The sequence below is a fragment of the Nonomuraea sp. NPDC052116 genome (assembly GCF_040680035.1).
GTDB classification, from domain to species: domain Bacteria; phylum Actinomycetota; class Actinomycetes; order Streptosporangiales; family Streptosporangiaceae; genus Nonomuraea; species Nonomuraea angiospora_A.
In genome coordinates this window covers 98,636-114,097 of sequence record NZ_JBFAWA010000034.1, presented here as the reverse complement: position 1 = coordinate 114,097, position 15,462 = coordinate 98,636, and the positions used below count along the sequence as shown (strand labels likewise).

15 protein-coding genes and 1 pseudogene are annotated in these 15,462 nt (G+C 70.9%); 8 read left to right on the top strand and 8 right to left on the bottom strand.

Translation table 11 applies throughout. From position 1 onward, the window contains the following. Position 1 precedes the first annotated feature (1 nt). The 3 genes from tpiA to AB0L65_RS46850 all read left to right on the top strand — a co-directional run bounded on the left by tpiA (position 2) and on the right by AB0L65_RS46850 (position 1,533). On the top strand, positions 2–784 hold the full coding sequence (gene tpiA / locus AB0L65_RS46860; protein WP_364260272.1) for a triose-phosphate isomerase: 783 nt from the start codon (positions 2–4) through the stop codon (positions 782–784). Positions 785–883: 99 nt separating this feature from the next. Continuing rightward, positions 884–1,114, top strand: coding sequence for a preprotein translocase subunit SecG (gene secG / locus AB0L65_RS46855; RefSeq protein ID WP_185076999.1), 231 nt, complete (start codon positions 884–886; stop codon positions 1,112–1,114). A gap of 74 nt (positions 1,115–1,188) precedes the next feature. Next, on the top strand, positions 1,189–1,533 hold the full coding sequence (locus AB0L65_RS46850; protein ID WP_350739960.1) for an RNA polymerase-binding protein RbpA: 345 nt from the start codon (positions 1,189–1,191) through the stop codon (positions 1,531–1,533). Between the two features lie 76 nt (positions 1,534–1,609). On the opposite strand, the gene AB0L65_RS46845 is transcribed toward AB0L65_RS46850, so the two are convergent. Next, positions 1,610–3,214, bottom strand: coding sequence for an amidohydrolase (locus AB0L65_RS46845; RefSeq protein WP_364260269.1), 1,605 nt, complete (start codon positions 3,212–3,214; stop codon positions 1,610–1,612). Between the two features lie 367 nt (positions 3,215–3,581). Here AB0L65_RS46845 and AB0L65_RS46840 point away from each other — a divergent pair, with 367 nt between their 5' ends. After that, entirely contained in the window at positions 3,582–4,601 is a 1,020-nt protein-coding gene (locus tag AB0L65_RS46840) for a GNAT family N-acetyltransferase (protein ID WP_364260267.1), read from the top strand. A 174-nt stretch (positions 4,602–4,775) separates the two neighbouring features. Here the strand turns inward: AB0L65_RS46840 and AB0L65_RS46835 are convergent. Further along, a pseudogene (locus AB0L65_RS46835) lies at positions 4,776–5,192 on the bottom strand (Clp protease N-terminal domain-containing protein); the annotation flags it as partial. 72 nt (positions 5,193–5,264) lie between these two features. Here AB0L65_RS46835 and AB0L65_RS46830 point away from each other — a divergent pair. The 3 genes from AB0L65_RS46830 (at position 5,265) to AB0L65_RS46820 (ending at position 7,530) form a co-directional block, all read left to right on the top strand. Further along, positions 5,265–6,011, top strand: coding sequence for a hypothetical protein (locus tag AB0L65_RS46830; protein ID WP_364260265.1), 747 nt, complete (start codon positions 5,265–5,267; stop codon positions 6,009–6,011). A 62-nt stretch (positions 6,012–6,073) separates the two neighbouring features. Further along, positions 6,074–6,943, top strand: a complete 870-nt coding sequence (locus tag AB0L65_RS46825) for an oxidoreductase (RefSeq protein WP_364260263.1) — start codon at positions 6,074–6,076, stop codon at positions 6,941–6,943. Between the two features lie 11 nt (positions 6,944–6,954). Then, on the top strand, positions 6,955–7,530 hold the full coding sequence (locus AB0L65_RS46820; protein WP_363970055.1) for a TetR/AcrR family transcriptional regulator: 576 nt from the start codon (positions 6,955–6,957) through the stop codon (positions 7,528–7,530). Here the strand turns inward: AB0L65_RS46820 and AB0L65_RS46815 are convergent. Continuing rightward, entirely contained in the window at positions 7,519–8,265 is a 747-nt protein-coding gene (locus AB0L65_RS46815) for a class I SAM-dependent methyltransferase (protein ID WP_364260261.1), read from the bottom strand. The two genes, AB0L65_RS46820 and AB0L65_RS46815, sit on opposite strands and share 12 nt — an antisense overlap. A 99-nt stretch (positions 8,266–8,364) precedes the next feature. Here AB0L65_RS46815 and add point away from each other — a divergent pair, with 99 nt between their 5' ends. Next, a complete protein-coding gene (gene add / locus AB0L65_RS46810) occupies positions 8,365–9,378 on the top strand; it encodes an adenosine deaminase (protein ID WP_364260259.1) in 1,014 nt (337 codons plus the stop codon). A gap of 57 nt (positions 9,379–9,435) precedes the next feature. On the opposite strand, the gene pgl is transcribed toward add, so the two are convergent. From pgl to tal, 5 genes are read right to left on the bottom strand one after another with little or no spacing between them, the layout of a single operon-like run. Continuing rightward, entirely contained in the window at positions 9,436–10,209 is a 774-nt protein-coding gene (pgl, locus tag AB0L65_RS46805) for a 6-phosphogluconolactonase (protein ID WP_357742282.1), read from the bottom strand. Positions 10,210–10,242: 33 nt separating this feature from the next. Then, the gene (locus AB0L65_RS46800) at positions 10,243–11,157 is read right to left on the bottom strand and encodes a glucose-6-phosphate dehydrogenase assembly protein OpcA (protein WP_364260256.1); all 915 of its coding nucleotides are present in this window, start codon (positions 11,155–11,157) and stop codon (positions 10,243–10,245) included. Position 11,158: 1 nt separating this feature from the next. Next, positions 11,159–12,754: a glucose-6-phosphate dehydrogenase gene (zwf, locus tag AB0L65_RS46795; protein ID WP_364260254.1), complete on the bottom strand. Its 1,596-nt coding sequence runs from the start codon at positions 12,752–12,754 to the stop codon at positions 11,159–11,161. A 1-nt stretch (position 12,755) separates the two neighbouring features. Further along, positions 12,756–14,369, bottom strand: coding sequence for a glucose-6-phosphate isomerase (locus AB0L65_RS46790; protein ID WP_364260328.1), 1,614 nt, complete (start codon positions 14,367–14,369; stop codon positions 12,756–12,758). Beyond that, positions 14,369–15,460: a transaldolase gene (gene tal / locus AB0L65_RS46785; protein ID WP_364260251.1), complete on the bottom strand. Its 1,092-nt coding sequence runs from the start codon at positions 15,458–15,460 to the stop codon at positions 14,369–14,371. Before tal ends, AB0L65_RS46790 begins: the two co-directional genes overlap by 1 nt. Between the last annotated feature and the right edge of the window lie 2 nt (positions 15,461–15,462).

Here is a 15,462-nt window from a genome sequence, read left to right as displayed (position 1 = left end):
TATGAGCACGCGCAAGCCGCTCATCGCCGGCAACTGGAAGATGAACCTCAACCACCTCGAGGCCATCGCGCTGGTCCAGAAGCTGGCCTTCGCACTCAACGACAAGGACTTCGACAAGGCCGAGGTCGCCGTCCTGCCGCCGTTCACCGACCTGCGCAGCGTGCAGACGCTGGTCGACGGCGACAAGCTGAGGATCGTGTACGGCGCCCAGGACCTGTCGCAGCACGAGGGCGGCGCCTACACCGGTGAGATCTCGGGCGCCATGCTGGCCAAGCTCGGCTGCACCTACGTGGTGATCGGCCACTCGGAGCGGCGGCAGTACCACCACGAGGACGACGACCTGGTCAACGCCAAGGTGCAGGCCGCCTACCGGCACTCGCTCACCCCGATCCTGTGCGTCGGGGAGGGCCTGTCCGTACGTCAAGAGGGCGGCCACATCGCGCACAGTCTTGGACAACTCGACGGCGCGCTGCGCAAAATCAGCGCCGAGCAGGCAAAATCGATAGTGGTGGCCTACGAACCGGTGTGGGCGATCGGCACCGGTGAGGTGGCCACCCCGGAGGACGCCCAGGAGGTTTGTGGCGCGCTGCGAGTCAGACTCGCGGAGCTCTACGACTCCGAAGTGGCCGCCGGGATCCGTATCCTTTACGGAGGCTCGGTCAAGTCGGGCAATATCGCGGGGATCATGGCTCAACCCGATGTCGATGGCGCGCTCGTGGGCGGTGCCAGCATCGACGCCGGGGAGTTCGCGAAGATCTGCCGTTTCTCCGATATGCCAGGCTAACTGAGTCGTTCTGGGGGTGCGACTTGACAACAGGCCGTACCCTCAGAAGGCAAGTCTGAATCGTCACGCGTAACAAAGCATTGAAGGAACAGGCATACCGTGGAAATCGGAATCTCCATCGCCCTCATCCTGGCGAGCGGTCTCATGATCCTGCTCGTGCTGCTCCACAAGGGCAAGGGTGGCGGCTTGTCTGACATGTTCGGCGGCGGTTTCTCGTCGAACTTCGGTGGTTCCTCGGTGGTGGAGCGCAACCTCGACCGGCTGACGATCATCACCGGCACGATCTGGTTCGTCTGCATCATCGCTCTCGGCCTTCTCATGAAGCCCTGAGCAAACAAGTTAACGCGTGACAGTGATTCTCCCCCCGTGCCTGCGCGCGGGGCGATCGAGCGAGGAGTTCATCCGTGGGTAGTGGCAACGCGATCCGTGGCAGCCGAGTCGGCGCCGGCCCTATGGGGGAGGCCGAGCGCGGCGAGGCAGCTCCGAGAGTGCGGGTCTCGTTCTGGTGCGCCAACATGCACGAGACGCGCCCCAGTTTCGCCAGCGACGCGGCGGTTCCCGAACATTGGGACTGCCCCCGTTGCGGCCTCCCTGCCGGACAGGACGAGTCGGCCCCGCCTGCCCCACCGAAGAACGAGCCGTACAAGACGCATCTTGCCTATGTGAAGGAGCGCAGGAGCGACAAGGACGGCAAGGCGATCCTCGAGGAGGCACTGGAGCGCCTGAGGAACAACAAGTCCCCCTGGTAGTGGCTGCGTTCGGCGAAAGGGTCTCGGTTCTCCGAGGCCCTTTCGCCGTTTCCGCGGCCGCTCAGCTTTCGTGGACTCAGCTTTCGTGGACGGGGTCGCCGTCCACGAACGTCAGGCGCGCCCGCGTCGTCCAGATCTCGCCCGGCGCGAGCTCGAACGGGTCGCGGTCCAGGACCACCAGGTCGGCCGGGCGGCCCGGCTCGACGGCGCCGGCCGGGGAGCGGTTGATCCAGGCCGAGCCCGCCGTGTACGCGGTCATGGCGGCGGCCAGGTCGATGCGCTGGCCGGGCAGGAACGGGGTCTGCGCGGTCGGGTAGTCCGCGTGCACCGAGCCGCCGGGCTCCGTGCGGTTGACCGCGACGTGCATGCCCTGCAGCGGGTCGGCGTTGGAGACCGGCCAGTCGCTGCCCGCGCAGAAGCGGGTGCCGTGCGCCAGCAGGTCCGCGAACGGGTACTGCCACGACGAGCGCGGCTCCCCGAGGTACGGCAGGGTCAGCTCGTCCATCTGGGCGTGGTGCGTGGCCCACAGCGGCTGCAGGTTGGCCGTGACGCCCAGGGCGGCGAATCGCGGCACGTCCGACGGCTCGATGATCTGCAGGTGGGCGATGTGGTGGCGGTTGGCGGGGTCGGTGCCCTCGAAGCTGTCCAGGGCCTCGCGCACGGCCCGCTCGCCGATGGCGTGGAAGTGCACCTGGAAGCCGAGCCGGTCCAGCTCGGCGACATACTCCTTCAGCTTGTACGGGTCCACGTACGACAGGCCCGTGCCGCCGCAGAGGCAGTACGGCTCCAGGGTGGCCGCCGTGAAGTTCTCGGTGATGCCGTCCTGCATGATCTTGACCGAGGTGGCCCTGAACCGGTCGAGCCCTTCGGCGGCGGCCCGGCGTTCGACCAGCTCCTCGATCTGGTCCAGGCCGCGCGTCCTGTCCCACCACAGGGCGCCCACCACGCGCGCCCTGAGCCTGCCCGAGCGGGCCGCGGACAGGTAGGTGGGGAGTTGGTCCTGGGAGCCCGCGTAGGAGCCCACGATGGCGTCCTGCCAGCCGGTGATGCCCAGCGAGAACAGGTGCCGCTGCGCGTCCTCCAGCGCGTCGTCCAGGTCCTGGGCGGTCGGGCGCGGGGTGAGCAGGCCGACGAGGTCCATCGCGCCCTCGTGCAGCACGCCGGTGGGCTCGCCCGCGGCGTCGCGCTCTATGCGGCCGTCGGCGGGGTCCGGCGTGTCCTTGGTGATGCCGGCCAGCTGGAGGGCCCGGGTGTTGACCCAGGCCGCGTGGTGGTCGCGCTGGATGAGGTACGCGGGGCGGTCGAGGAAGTCGAGCTGGTCGCGGTGGGGGAGGCCGCCGGGGAACGCCGACATGTCCCAGCCGCCGCCATCGATCCACTCTTTAGCCGGATTTTTCGCGGCATAGTCGGCTATCACGGCTATGTACGCGTCAAGGCCGAAATCTTCTGACAAGTCGCACTTTGCTCGTTCGAGGCCCGCCTGGACCGGGTGCATGTGCGCATCCGTGAAGCCGGGCACCAGCAGGCCACCCTCCAGATCCACCGTCTCGTGGGACGGCGCCTGGCGGGCCAGCTCGCCCTCCGGCCCCACCGCGGCGATCACACCGTCGCTCACCAGCACGGCCTCGTCCCGCACGCCGCCCGGCGTGAAGACGCGGCCTCCTCGGAAGAGGATGTTCATGGGGTTCCCTTCTGTGGTGGATCCGGCTCGCGCGCTCCGAGCCCGCCGTACATCTTCCCGCTCGGCTTGGTGACCTGCGACAAGCGGGGGCGGTCCCCGGGCTGGTGACGGGCCCGTGACGGCGTCGGGCCGTGTGGTGGTGCGACCTCCGCCCCCGGACGAGGCCCGCTCGGGCGGCCATGGCGCGTGGTCGCATCGCGGCGGGGGAGGGGGCGCACGGAGGCGGGCGCACGGAGGTGCGGAGGTGGGGGTCCGGGGCGGGGGTGATGGAGGGAAATATGGGGATAAATCGCATCATTTCGCGATGAAATGCGCGATGAAACACATCGGTAGCGGTCGTGTAACAGCTGCCAGGCATGCTCAGGCCATGGGATTCTTGCGCATCCGCACCACGGTGGACGAGCGACCCGGCCGGCTGGCCTCACTCGCCGCGGCCCTGGCGGCCAGGGGCGGCAACATCCTCGGCCTGAGCGTGCAGTCCGACGCGGACGGCACCGTCGACGAGTTCGTCGCCGACATCCCCGCCAACCCCGAGACGGTGCGCGAGGCGCTGGAGGCGGCCGGTGGCCGCCGCGTCCAGGTGGTCCCCGCCACCGCCCACGAGCTGACCGACGAGCCCACCAGAGCGCTGCTGCTGGCCTCCAGGCTGCGTTCCATGCCGTGGCGGCTGCCCGAGCTCCTGGCCGAGCTGCTGCGCGCGGACGACGCCAGGTGGATCTATGGTGAAGCGGTGAGTGATCTTCCCGACCCGACCCAGCTCGTCGTCCCCGTGGCCCCCAGACGGGCGGTCCGGCTGCGCCGCGCGGAGCTGCCGTTCACGCTGACCGAGGCGGCCAGGGCGGCCTCCTTCGCCCGGCTCGCCCAGCCCGCGGAGACGAGTGCCGCCGAGCGCGCGATCAAGCTCTCCGACGGCGTCGAGGTCACGGTCCGGCCGCTCACCTCGATCTACCGCGAGGCCGTGCGCGACCTGCACGACAGGTGCTCGCCCGAGTCGCGCCGGTTCCGCTACTTCACCTCGATGCCCGCGCTGCCGGCGCGCACGTTCGACCGGCTGTGCGACAGGAGCAGGGGATTCTCGCTGGTCGCCGGGCACGACGGGCAGGTCGTGGCGATGGCCAACCTCATGTTCACCCCCGACCCGGGCATCGCGGAGATGGCCTTCCTGGTCGAGGACCGCTGGCAGGGGCGCGGCCTGGGCGCGGCGATGGCCAGGATGCTCGTGCGGAGCGCCCGCGACCTGGGGTACGCCGAGGTCAAGGCCACCATGCTGTCCGACAACGCCAGGATGCGCAGGTTGCTGATCTCCTTGGGCGCCACGCTCGGCTACACCGAGGACCCCGGGGTGATGGAGGGCAGGCTGCCGGTCGGCACGATGGTCTCAGCCTAGGTCCTCTTCGCGCGGCGGCTCTTCCGGCCGATTGTCGGCCTGCGGCCGGATGCCGAGGTGGCGTTCGATGCGCTCCAGGCTCTCCTCGATGCGGGTGAGCCGCTCGCCCAGCACGGAGCCGCCGGCGAAGAACATCTCGGTGGGGCGCTCCTTGGAGCCGCGGCCCACACGGTCGAGCAGGCGCTGCCGTACGTCCGCCAGGTCCGCGCCCGCGTCCACGAGCGCCTGGGCCGCCAGCCCCTCTCCCTCCCTGATCAGCCCGAGCAGGATGTGCTCGGTGCCGATGTAGTTGTGGCGCAGCTGCAGGGCCTCGCGCAGTGACAGTTCCAGGACCTTCTTGGCGCGCGGCGTGAAGGGGATGTGCCCGCTGGGCGACTTGGCGCCGTGGCCCACCTCGCGTTCGACGAACGCGCGTACGTGGTCGAGCTCCACGCCACAGCCGTCGAGCACCAGCGAGGCCAGCCCCTCGCCCTCGTGGATCAGGCCGAGCAGGATGTGCTCCGTGCCGATGTAGTTGTGGCTCATCATCCGCGCCTCCTCCTGGGCGAGGACGACGACCCGTCGCGCACGGTCGGTGAAGCGTTCGAACACGGGGGCCTCCGTTCGACTGCCACTGCCTCCACTATGCGCTACAAACCAGCGGATGTGGGGTATTTGTCCTGTGTGGATCTTGACGAGGTGGCCGGCCGGCTCTATGCGCTGCCGCCGTCCGAGTTCACCGCCGCGCGCGAGGCCGAGGCCCGTGCGGCCAAGGACGCGGGTGAGGCGGGGCTCGCCCGCGAGATAGCGAGGCTCCGCAAGCCCACGGTGTCCGCCTGGGCCGTGAACCGGGTCGTCCGCGAGCGCCCCGACGAGCTCGCCGAGCTGCTCGACGTGGGGGAGCGGCTGCGCGCGGCCTGGCAGGAGCAGGACGCCGACGCGCTGGCCGAGCTGACCCGGCGCCGGGCCGGCGTCATGGGCAAGGTGGGCAGGCTCGTCAGGCAGGCGGGCGGCCTGTCGCCCGCGGCGGCGGCCGAGGTGGACCAGACGCTGGAGTCCGCCATCGTGGACGCCGACGCGGCCGCGCAGGTGCGCCGGGGCCGCCTGGTCAAGCCGCTCAGCTACAGCGGCTTCGCCCCCGCCCCCGTCCCGCGCGAGCGGCCCGCCAGGCGGCCGTCCCCCGAGGACGAGGCGAAGAAGCGCGAGGAGGCCGAGGCCAGGAGGGCCAGGGAACGCGAGGAGGCCGAGGCCGCGCACCGGGAGTGGCAGGCGGCGCTGGAGTCCGCCGTGCTGGAGCACGACGAGCGCGCCGAGCGGGTGGCGCTGCTGGAGCGGAAGCTGGCCAAGGCCCGCAAGAGGCTCACCGAGAGCGAGCAGCGGCTGGAAGTCGCCCGGCGCGAGGAGCGGCACGCGCGGCAGAGATTGGGCTAGGGTGGCGGTGTACGAAACGGTTTCGTACACCGATGAGCCAACGCCCAGACCGAGGAGTGGCGATGACTGGCTGGACCCCTGACTCCATCCCCGACCTGACCGGCAAGACCGCCATCGTGACCGGCGCCAACAGCGGCATCGGCCGCCCCACCGCGCTGGAGCTGGCCAGGCACGGCGCCCGCGTCATCGTCGCCGCGCGCTCGCCCGAGAAGGGTGAGGCGACCGTGGAGGACATCCTGCGGGCGGTGCCCGGCGGCGAGGTCGAGTACGGCCGGCTCGACCTCGCGGACCTGGCCTCGGTCAGGCGGTTCGCCGAGGGCGTCGACCGGCTCGACCTGCTGGTCAACAACGCGGGCATCGGCATGATCGCGCGGCAGGAGACCAAGGACGGTTTCGAGATGCAGTTCGGCACCAACCACCTGGGCCACTTCGCGCTCACGGGCCTGCTGCTGCCGCTCCTGCTGGCCGCCCCCGCCGCCCGCGTGGTGAACGTCTCCAGCGACGCCCACGCCATGGGCAGGATCGACTTCGACAACCTCGGCCTGGAGCGCGGCTACAGCCGCTTCGGCGCGTACGGACGCTCCAAGCTCGCCAACCTGCTCTTCACCCTGGAGCTCCAACGGCGCGCTGAGAGGGCCGGCACGGGCCTCATCAGCGTCGCCACCCACCCTGGCACCACCGCCACGAACATCGTCAAGCTCGGGCCGCTACAGCCCCTCATGGGCGTGTTCTTCAAGTCGGCGGCGGCCGGGGCGGCGTCCTCGCTCTACGCCGCGACCTCGCCCGACGTCCGCGGCGGCGAGTTCATCGGCCCCAAGCTCAACCGCCTCACGCCGTCGGAGAGGGCGCGCTCGGAAGCGGACGCCAGGCGGCTCTGGGACGTGTCGACGGAACTGACGGGCGTACGATTCGATGAAATCGCCTACAGCTGAAGGACGTGTGCGTGGCTCCACTAGACCCTGATCGCGACAGGGCCATTCTCGACGCCACGATGGAGCTGTTGTCGGAGGTCGGCTACGACCGGATGTCGGTCGACCAGATCGCCAAACGGGCCAGGGCCAGCAAGGCCACCATCTACCGGCGCTGGTCGGGCAAGCCCGAGCTGGTGGTCGACGTCATCTGCCGGCGCTTCGACATGGACGCGCCCGCGGGCGAGGACACCGGGTCGCTCCGCGGCGACCTGGTCTCCATCTTCCGCGGGCTGTGCCAGACGGTGGAGCGCAAGCACACGCTCGTGATCGGCCTGTCCTCGACGCTGGTGTCCAACCAGGAGCTGGCGCGCACGCTGCGCGCGCACATGCCCACCAAGGACCTCGACGACGTGCAAGCCCTGCTGGAGCGGGCCGCCGAGCGCGGGGAGCTGTCCGGGCCCGTCGACGCCGGGCGGCTCTTCACGCTCGCCGAGGCGCTGGTCTGGCATCGGATGATCTTCGCGGGGCCGCCGTTCGGGGCGGAGTTCGTGGCCGAGTCGGTCGACGGGGTGCTGATGCCGCTGGTGACCGCCTGGTCAAAGGCCTGACCGGGCGGCGTGCGCCAGGTAGGCGCACACGGGGAAGCCCTCCCGCTCGTACGGGGCCGCCAGCCGGGTGTAGCAGGCCCTGATCCGCTCGAAGGTCTCCGGCGGCTGCCTGGCGATCATCGCGAAGCGCGGGCCGCCCGCCTGCACGATGTCGTCCCACCAGGTGGCCAGGTCGACCCGGTGGCGCCAGCGCACCGGATCGACCGCCGCCGCCTCGAACCCCGCCGCCTCCAGCAGCTCGGTGAAGCGCCGCGGCGTGTCGTTGCCGGTGAACGGCCGGGCCGGCGGCTCGTAGGGGACCCCGGCGGCGGCGATGGCGTCGGCGAAGACGTTGGTGGCGGTCATCTCGTCGGACTTCCACCAGGTCAGCGCGATGGTGCCGCCGGGACGCAGCACGCGGTGGAGCTCCTTGAGGGCCCTGGCCGTGTCGGGCACATGATTGATGACGAAATTTCCGGCTATCGCGTCAAATTCCCCGTCGCCGAAGGGGAGCTCGGGGAGTGTGGCCTGGCGGATCGTCGCGTACGGATGGCGGCGCGCGGTCAGCTCGAGCATGCCGGGATCGGCGTCCACGGCCGTGACCTCGGCGCCTAACGCGAGCGCCGCGGAGGTGACCACGCCGGTGCCGCAGCCGATGTCGAGCAGCCGGGGCGCGCACGCCCGATCGAGGAGGGGGCCGACGGTGTGGGAGCTCAGGTGGGCGAAGCCGCGATCGTACGCTTCGGCGTTGGTCACGCCTTCAACCCTATCCCAGCCGCTGATCCTGACATTCTTCTGTGAGATTTCCCCATGAAGGCTATTTTTTCGGGAAATATCGCTCGTATGGTCGTCGCCATGACCATCGACGCCTTCATCGACGCGCTCCCCAAGGTCGAGCTCCACGTGCACCTGATCGGCTCGGCCTCGGTCCCCACCGTGCTCGAACTCGCCCGCCGCCACCCCGGCGGCACGGTCCCCACCAGCGAGGAGGAGCTGCGCAGCTTCTACACCTTCCGCGACTTCCCGCACTTCGCCCAGGTGTACCGGGCCGTCAACGCGCTCGTCAGGGAGCCGGAGGACGTGGCGACCCTCGTCCTCGGCCTGGCCCGCGACCTGGCCCCGCAGGGTGCCCGTTACGTGGAGCTCCAGGTGACGCCGTACGCCCACCACATCGTCGGCATGCCCATGCGCGAGGTGACGGAGGCCCTTGACCTGGCCGCCGCCCGTTCGCTGGCCGATCACGGGGTGGAGATGGCGTACATCTTCGACATCCCCGGCGAGTACGGCGAGGAGGCCGCCAAGGTGACCGTGGAGCATGCGCTCCAGGAACCTCCCGCCGCGCTGGTAGGTTTCGGGATCGGCGGCATCGAGCAGGAGCGCCCGAAATATCGGGACGCGTACCGATCGGCGTTCTCGGCCGCCCGCGCCGCCGGCCTCCACAGCGTCCCGCACGGCGGCGAGATGTCCGGCCCCGAGACGATCTGGGAGGTCATCGAGGGCTACGGCGCCGAACGCATCGGCCACGGCATCAACTGCCTCGCCGACCCGCGCCTGGTCGCCCACCTGCGCGACACCCAGCTCCCGCTGGACGTCTGCCCCACCTCGAACGTCTGCACCGGCCAGGTCGCCGACCTCGCCGGGCACCCGCTGCCGCGGATGCTGGAGGAGGGCCTGTACGTGACGCTGAACAGCGACGACCCGCCCATGTTCGCCACGACGCTGGCCGACGAGTACCGGGCCGCGGCCCGCGCCTTCGGCTTCGGCACGTCCGAGCTGGCCCAGCTGGCCAGGAACGGCGTCCGGGCGTCGTACCTGGCCGAGGAGCGCAAGCGGGCGCTGATCGAGGAGATCGACGAGCTGGCCGGGTAGCGACGACACAGGGCGGGAACCGCGCGGCCCCCGCCCTGTCCGAAAAAGCGCCCGGAATCAGGGGGACGAGATGCGTCCGAGCTCCGGCGGGATCTTGCTCGCCGCCGCCCGGTCCAGCAGGAACAGCGTGCGCGCCCGCCCTCTGGCACCCGAAGCGGGCACCTGGACGTGCCCCGACTCCGACAGCGCCAGCCGGACGGCGCCCGACTTCTCCTCACCGGCCGCCACCACCCAGACCTCGCGCGAGGACTGGATGGCGGGCAGCGTCAGCGAGATGCGGGTCGGCGGCGGTTTCGGCGCGCCGTGGACGGCCACCACCGCGCGCGTGTCGTACAGCGCGGGCATGCCCGGGAACAGCGACGCCACGTGCGAGTCGGGCCCCATGCCGAGCAGCATCACGTCGAAGCCGGGCACGGGACCGTGGTCCTCCGGCCGGGCCGCCCTGCGCAGCTCGGCCGCGTAGGACTCGGCCGACTCCTCGGCCGTCAGGCCCGAGTCGGGGCCGAGCATGACGTGGACCCGCTCCGGGTTGACGTCCACGTGGTCGAGCAGGGCCTCCCGGGCGCCGGTCTCGTTGCGTTCCTTGTCGCCGGAGGGCACGAAGCGCTCGTCGCCCCACCAGATGTCCAGCCGGCGCCAGTCGACGGCGTCGCGGGCGGGGGTCGCGGCGATCGCCGCCAGCGTGGCGATGCCGACCGTGCCGCCCGTGAGCACGATCGAGGCCGACCCCTTGGCCGACTGCACGTCGACCAGGCGGGTGATGATCCGTGCCGCCACGGCATTGGCCAGGACGTCGGCGTCGCGGTGGACAACCACGCTGGGAACGCTCACAGGTACTACTTTCTCAGCCACTGCGGTCCCACGTCATCCCTTGTACGTGCGTGCGAACCGCTTGACCGCGGCCTCGTAGATCTCGTCGGGGTCGAGCCTGCGCAGCTCTTCCGCCATCAGCTCGGCGGTCTGGCGCCGGGTCAGGGCCACGTTCCGGTCGGGCTGGCCCGGCCGCGACAGCGTGGCCAGGCGGGCGTCGTGCCGCACCACGGTCAGGTCGCCGTCGTTGAGCTGCAGGCGCACGGCCGTCAGCCCGGGGCCGGAGGAGTCGACGACCTTGACCGGGGCGCCGAGCCGGTCCGACAGCCAGGCGGCCAGCAGCGGCGCGCTCGGGTTGCCGGGAGAGGCCTCCACCACGCCCTTGCGGACCTTGCCCACCGGCTGGTCGAACGCGGCCGCCAGCAGGCTGCGCCACGGCGTCAGCCGGGCCCAGGACAGGTCGGTGTCGCCGCGGGAGTATCCCTTGGCCCTGGTCACCAGCGACTTGACGCCGCCGTCGTCGAAACCCCTGGCGTCGGTGATCCGGCGCTGCGCGAGGGCGCCGACCGCGTCCTTGGCCGGGACGTCGGGCGCCGCGCCCGGCCACCAGACCACGACGGGCGTGTCGGGCAGCAGGAGCGGGCTGACCACGGAGTCGGCGTGCTGGGTCAGCTCGCCGTACAGGCGCAGGACCACGACCTCGCCCGGCGTGGACTCGCCGATGCGCAGCTCCGCGTCCAGCCTGATCGGCTCGTCGGCCTCACGGTTGATCACGACGATGATGCGCGACGGGTGCTCGCGGGCCGCGTCGGTGGCCGCGCGCAGCGCGTCGTACTGGTGGCGCTCCTCGCAGACCACCACGAGCGTCAGCACCATGCCGATGGCGGGCGCGCCCATCTGGTGGCGCAGGTGCGTGAACTGCGCCGAGATCTTCCCAGCCGTCGTGTCCGACAGCATGAAGGTTGTCACTTTAGAGTCTCCTCCACACGCGGCCGTCGCGGGCCATCATCGCGTCGGCCGACGGCGGCCCCCACGAACCGGACTCGTAGGGCTCGGGCTGGCCCTGCGTGGCCCAGAACTCCTCGATCGGGTCGAGGATCGTCCACGACAGCTCGACCTCCCGCTGGTGCGGGAAGAGCGGCGGGTCGCCGATCATCACGTCGAGCAGCAGCCGCTCGTACGCCTCCGGAGACGACTCCAGGAACGACTCGCCATAGGCGAAGTCCATGGACACGTCCCGGACCTCCATGGCGGTCCCCGGCACCTTCGAGCCGAACCGCACGGTGATGCCCTCGTCCGGCTGGACCCGCACCACCAGCGCGTTCTGGCCCAGGATCTCGGTGTCGTCCTTGCTGAACGGCAGGTGCGGCGCCCGCTGGAACACCACGGCCACCTCCGTCACCCGGCGGCCCAGCCGCTTGCCGGTGCGCAGGTAGAACGGCACGCCCGCCCAGCGGCGGTTGGCGATCTCCAGCTTGACGGCCGCGTACGTCTCGGTCGTGGACTCGGGCGAGATGCCCTCCTCCTGCAGGTAGCCGACCACCTTCTCGCCGCCCTGCCAGCCGGCGGAGTACTGGCCCCGCGCCGTGTTCAGCGCCAGGTTGGCCGGCAGCCGCACGGCCTTGAGCACCTTCTCCTTCTCCCGCCGCAGCGCCGAGGCATCGAACGAGGTCGGGTCCTCCATGGCGACCAGCGCGAGGAGCTGGAGCAGGTGGTTCTGGATCACGTCGCGGGCCGCGCCGATGCCGTCGTAGTAGCCCGCGCGCCCGCCGATGCCGATGTCCTCGGCCATGGTGATCTGCACGTGGTCGACGAAGCCGCGGTTCCAGATGGGCTCGTAGAGGTTGTTGGCGAACCGCAGCGCCATGATGTTCTGGACGGTCTCCTTGCCCAGGTAGTGGTCGATCCGGAAGATCGAGCTCTCCGGGAAGGCCGAGTTGGTGATCTCGTTCAGCTCGTGGGCCGACTTGAGGTCGTGCCCGAACGGCTTCTCGATGACCACGCGGCGCCACGACCCGTCGGGCGCGTCGGCCAGCCCGGTCCGCTTGAGCTGCTCCACCACCACGGGGAAGAACTTCGGCGGCACCGACAGGTAGAACGCGTAGTTTCCGCCCGTGCCCCGGGTCTCGTCGATCTCCGCCAGCGCCATGGCCAGCGCGTCGAACGCCCCGTCGTCGGAGAACTCACCGGGCACGAAGTGGATGCCCTCGCGGATCTGCTTCCAGACCTCCTCGCGGAAGGGCGTCCTGGCGTGCGCCTTGACGGCGTCGTGCGTCAACTGGGCGAAATCCTGGTCTTTCCAATCCCGCCGGGCGAAGCCGACCAGCGAGAAGCCGGGCGGCAGCAGCCCCCGGTTGCCCAGGTCGTAAATCGCCGGCAACAGCTTGCGTTTGGCCAGGTCACCTGTCACGCCGAACAACACCATCACGCACGGTCCCGCAACCCGCGGCAGCCGCTTGTCACGCGGATCGCGCAGCGGGTTGGCGGCGGCCACCTCCTCGGTGGTGGCGGTGCCCGCGACGGCGGCCGCGACGGCCTCCTCCACGGGTGCTGCCTGGTCAGTCATGTCAAGCCTCCTGTGCTGCTGCGAGCAAACGCGCGACACCCGCCGCGCGATCGGTCAAATGCAGTCGTACGGCGGGCCGTCCGCGGGTCTCGAGCGCTCCCAGGTCGCCGAGCGCCTGGGCCAGCTGGAGCCGCCCCAGCGTGTACGGCCGGCCGGGGACCGTCACGTCCTCGGCCACCGCCCCGGTGATCTGCAGGAACACCCCGTTCTGCGGCCCGCCCTTGTGGTATTGCCCCGTCGAGTGCAGCAGGCGCGGGCCCCACCCGAACGTCACCGGCCGGTTCGTGCGCAGCGCGAGCAGCGCCCGCAGCGTCGCCGGGTCGGCCATCATCCAGGCGTCGGTCATCTGCTCGAAGTCGGCCCCGTCGGGCACCGGGGCGTCGAAGGCCGCCATCCGGTCGAGAAAGGCCATGATCGACAGATAGCCGTCCGCCGGTATCGCGTTCAGCAACTCGGCGAACAGCCCGGGCAGGTCCCGGGCCGTGGCCGCGCCGTACACCTCGACGGGCCCGTCCACGAACGACGGCGCGCCGGTCGGCAGGTCGGGCAGGGCCAGCAGCGCCGCGGTGTTCGCCTTCGACTCGGCCACGTTCGGCTGGTCGAACGGGTTGATCTCCAGGAGCAGCCCCGCGAGGGCGGTGGCGTACTCCCAGACCAGGAACTGCGCGCCCAGCGGCCCGTCCACGCGCACGTCCCCGACGTCGGTCTCGATGGCGACGACCAGCTCGTCGCCGCTCTCGTTGGGGTCGGCGCCCACGACGGGCAGCAGCCCCCTGCCCTGCTTGCCGGTGGACTCGGCCACGAGCTGCTCGATCCAGTCGGGCAGCCCGGTGATGGCCGAGAGCTGGTCCGCCAGCAGCAGCTTGTCGCGCCCGGCCAGCGCCGCGCCGCCGAGCGCGGCACCCAGGTCGAGCCCGGGGTTGCCGGTGTCGCGCGACAGCAGCGGCAGCACCTCCCCGGCCTCGTCCAGCAGCCGGGCCACGTCGGCGCCCGCCAGCGCGCTGGGCACCAGCCCGAACGCCGACAGCGCCGAGAAACGGCCGCCGACGTCCGGCTGGGCGAGCACCAGCTCGTAACCGGCCTCCACGGCCCGCTTCTCCAGCGGCGAGCCCGGGTCGGTGACGACCACGACGCGGCCGGAGGGGGCCAGGCCCGCGTCGGTGAACAGCCGCTCGTAGATCCGCAGCAGGGAGTCGGTCTCCACGGTCGAGCCGCTCTTGCCGGCCACGACCACCACCGTGGCGTCGAGCTGCTCGCTCAGCGCGCGCCGCACCTGCCCCGGGTCGGTCGTGTCCAGCACGGTGAGCGGCACGTCGGCGGTCGCGCAGATGACCTCCGCCGCCAGCGAGGAGCCGCCCATCCCGGCCAGCACCACGTTGGTCAGGCCCGCGGCGCGGGCCCGCTCGACGAGCCCGCCCAGCACGGGCAGCAGCTCGCGAGAGTAGCGGGGCAGGGTCAGCCAGCCGAGCCTGACCGCCGCCTCCCGCTCGGCGTCCTCACCCCACAGCGTGGGGTCGCCGGCGGCGAGCCGCGCGGGCACGCCGTCGGCGACGAGGCGCCCCGCGACGGAGGAAGCGGCCGAGGCCACCCCCTCCTCGCGGTAGAGCACCTCCATCACGGAACCAGGTTCTTGGTGACGCTCTCGAGCAGCTCGTTCCAGGACGCCTCGAACTTCTCGACGCCCTCTTCCTCCAGCACCTTCACCACGTCGTCGTAGTCGATGCCGGCCTCCTTGAGCGCGGCCATGGTGTTCCAGGCCTGCTCGTAGAAGGGCCGCACCGTGTCGCCGGTGACGTTGGCGTGGTCGGCCGTGGCGTCGAGCGTCTTCTCCGGCATCGTGTTGACGGTGCCGGGGGCGACGAGCTGGTCGACGTACATGGTGTCGGAGTAGTCGGGGTTCTTGACGCCGGTCGAGGCCCACAGCGGCCGCTGCGGACGGGCGCCCGCCGAGCGCAGGCGCTGCCAGCGCTCGGAGTTCATCACGTCCTCGTACGCCGCGTAGGCCAGGCGCGCGTTGGCGATGCCCGCCTTGCCCTTCAGCTCCGGCTTGCCCACCTTGTCGAGCCGCTTGTCGATCTCGGTGTCGACGCGGCTGACGAAGAACGAGGCCACCGACTCGATCGTGGCGAGGTTGAGGCCCTTGGCCTGCGCCGCCTCGAGGCCGGCCAGCCAGGCGTCCATGACCGCGCGGTAGCGCTCGAGGGAGAAGATCAGCGTGACGTTGACGCTGATGCCCTCCGAGAGCGCCTGCGTGATCGCGGGCAGACCCTCGACCGTGGCCGGGATCTTGATCAACAGGTTGGGCCTGTCGACCATCCACCACAGCGCCCGGGCCTCGGCGACCGTCTTCTCGGTCTCGCGGGCCAGGCGCGGGTCCACCTCCAGCGACACGCGGCCGTCCACGCCGCCCGTGGCGTCGAAGACGGGGCGCAGCACGTCGGCGGCCCAGCGGATGTCGTAGGTGGTGATGGCGCGCACGGCCTCGCCCACGTCCACGCCGCGTACGGCGAGGTCGTGGAGCTGGGAGGCGTAGGCGTCGCCCTTGCTGAGCGCGTTGGCGAAGATCGTCGGGTTGGAGGTCACCCCGACGACGTTCTTCTCGCGGATCAGCTGCTCCAGGTTGCCCGTGCGCAGTCGCTCACGGCTGATGTCGTCGAGCCAGATGGCAACGCCCTGGCCGGACAGGTTCTTGAGGATCTCGCTCATCT

Bases quoted from the DNA above. Each gene is read 5' to 3' on its own strand.
- tpiA (WP_364260272.1), top strand. From the start codon at position 2: ATGAGCACGCGCAAGCCGCTCATCGCCGGCAACTGGAAGATGAACCTC.
- AB0L65_RS46845 (WP_364260269.1), bottom strand. From the start codon at position 3,214: ATGAACATCCTCTTCCGAGGAGGCCGCGTCTTCACGCCGGGCGGCGTG.
- AB0L65_RS46840 (WP_364260267.1), top strand. From the start codon at position 3,582: ATGGGATTCTTGCGCATCCGCACCACGGTGGACGAGCGACCCGGCCGG.
- AB0L65_RS46825 (WP_364260263.1), top strand. From the start codon at position 6,074: ATGACTGGCTGGACCCCTGACTCCATCCCCGACCTGACCGGCAAGACC.
- add (WP_364260259.1), top strand. From the start codon at position 8,365: ATGACCATCGACGCCTTCATCGACGCGCTCCCCAAGGTCGAGCTCCAC.
- zwf (WP_364260254.1), bottom strand. From the start codon at position 12,754: ATGACTGACCAGGCAGCACCCGTGGAGGAGGCCGTCGCGGCCGCCGTC.
- AB0L65_RS46790 (WP_364260328.1), bottom strand. From the start codon at position 14,369: ATGGAGGTGCTCTACCGCGAGGAGGGGGTGGCCTCGGCCGCTTCCTCC.
- tal (WP_364260251.1), bottom strand. From the start codon at position 15,460: ATGAGCGAGATCCTCAAGAACCTGTCCGGCCAGGGCGTTGCCATCTGG.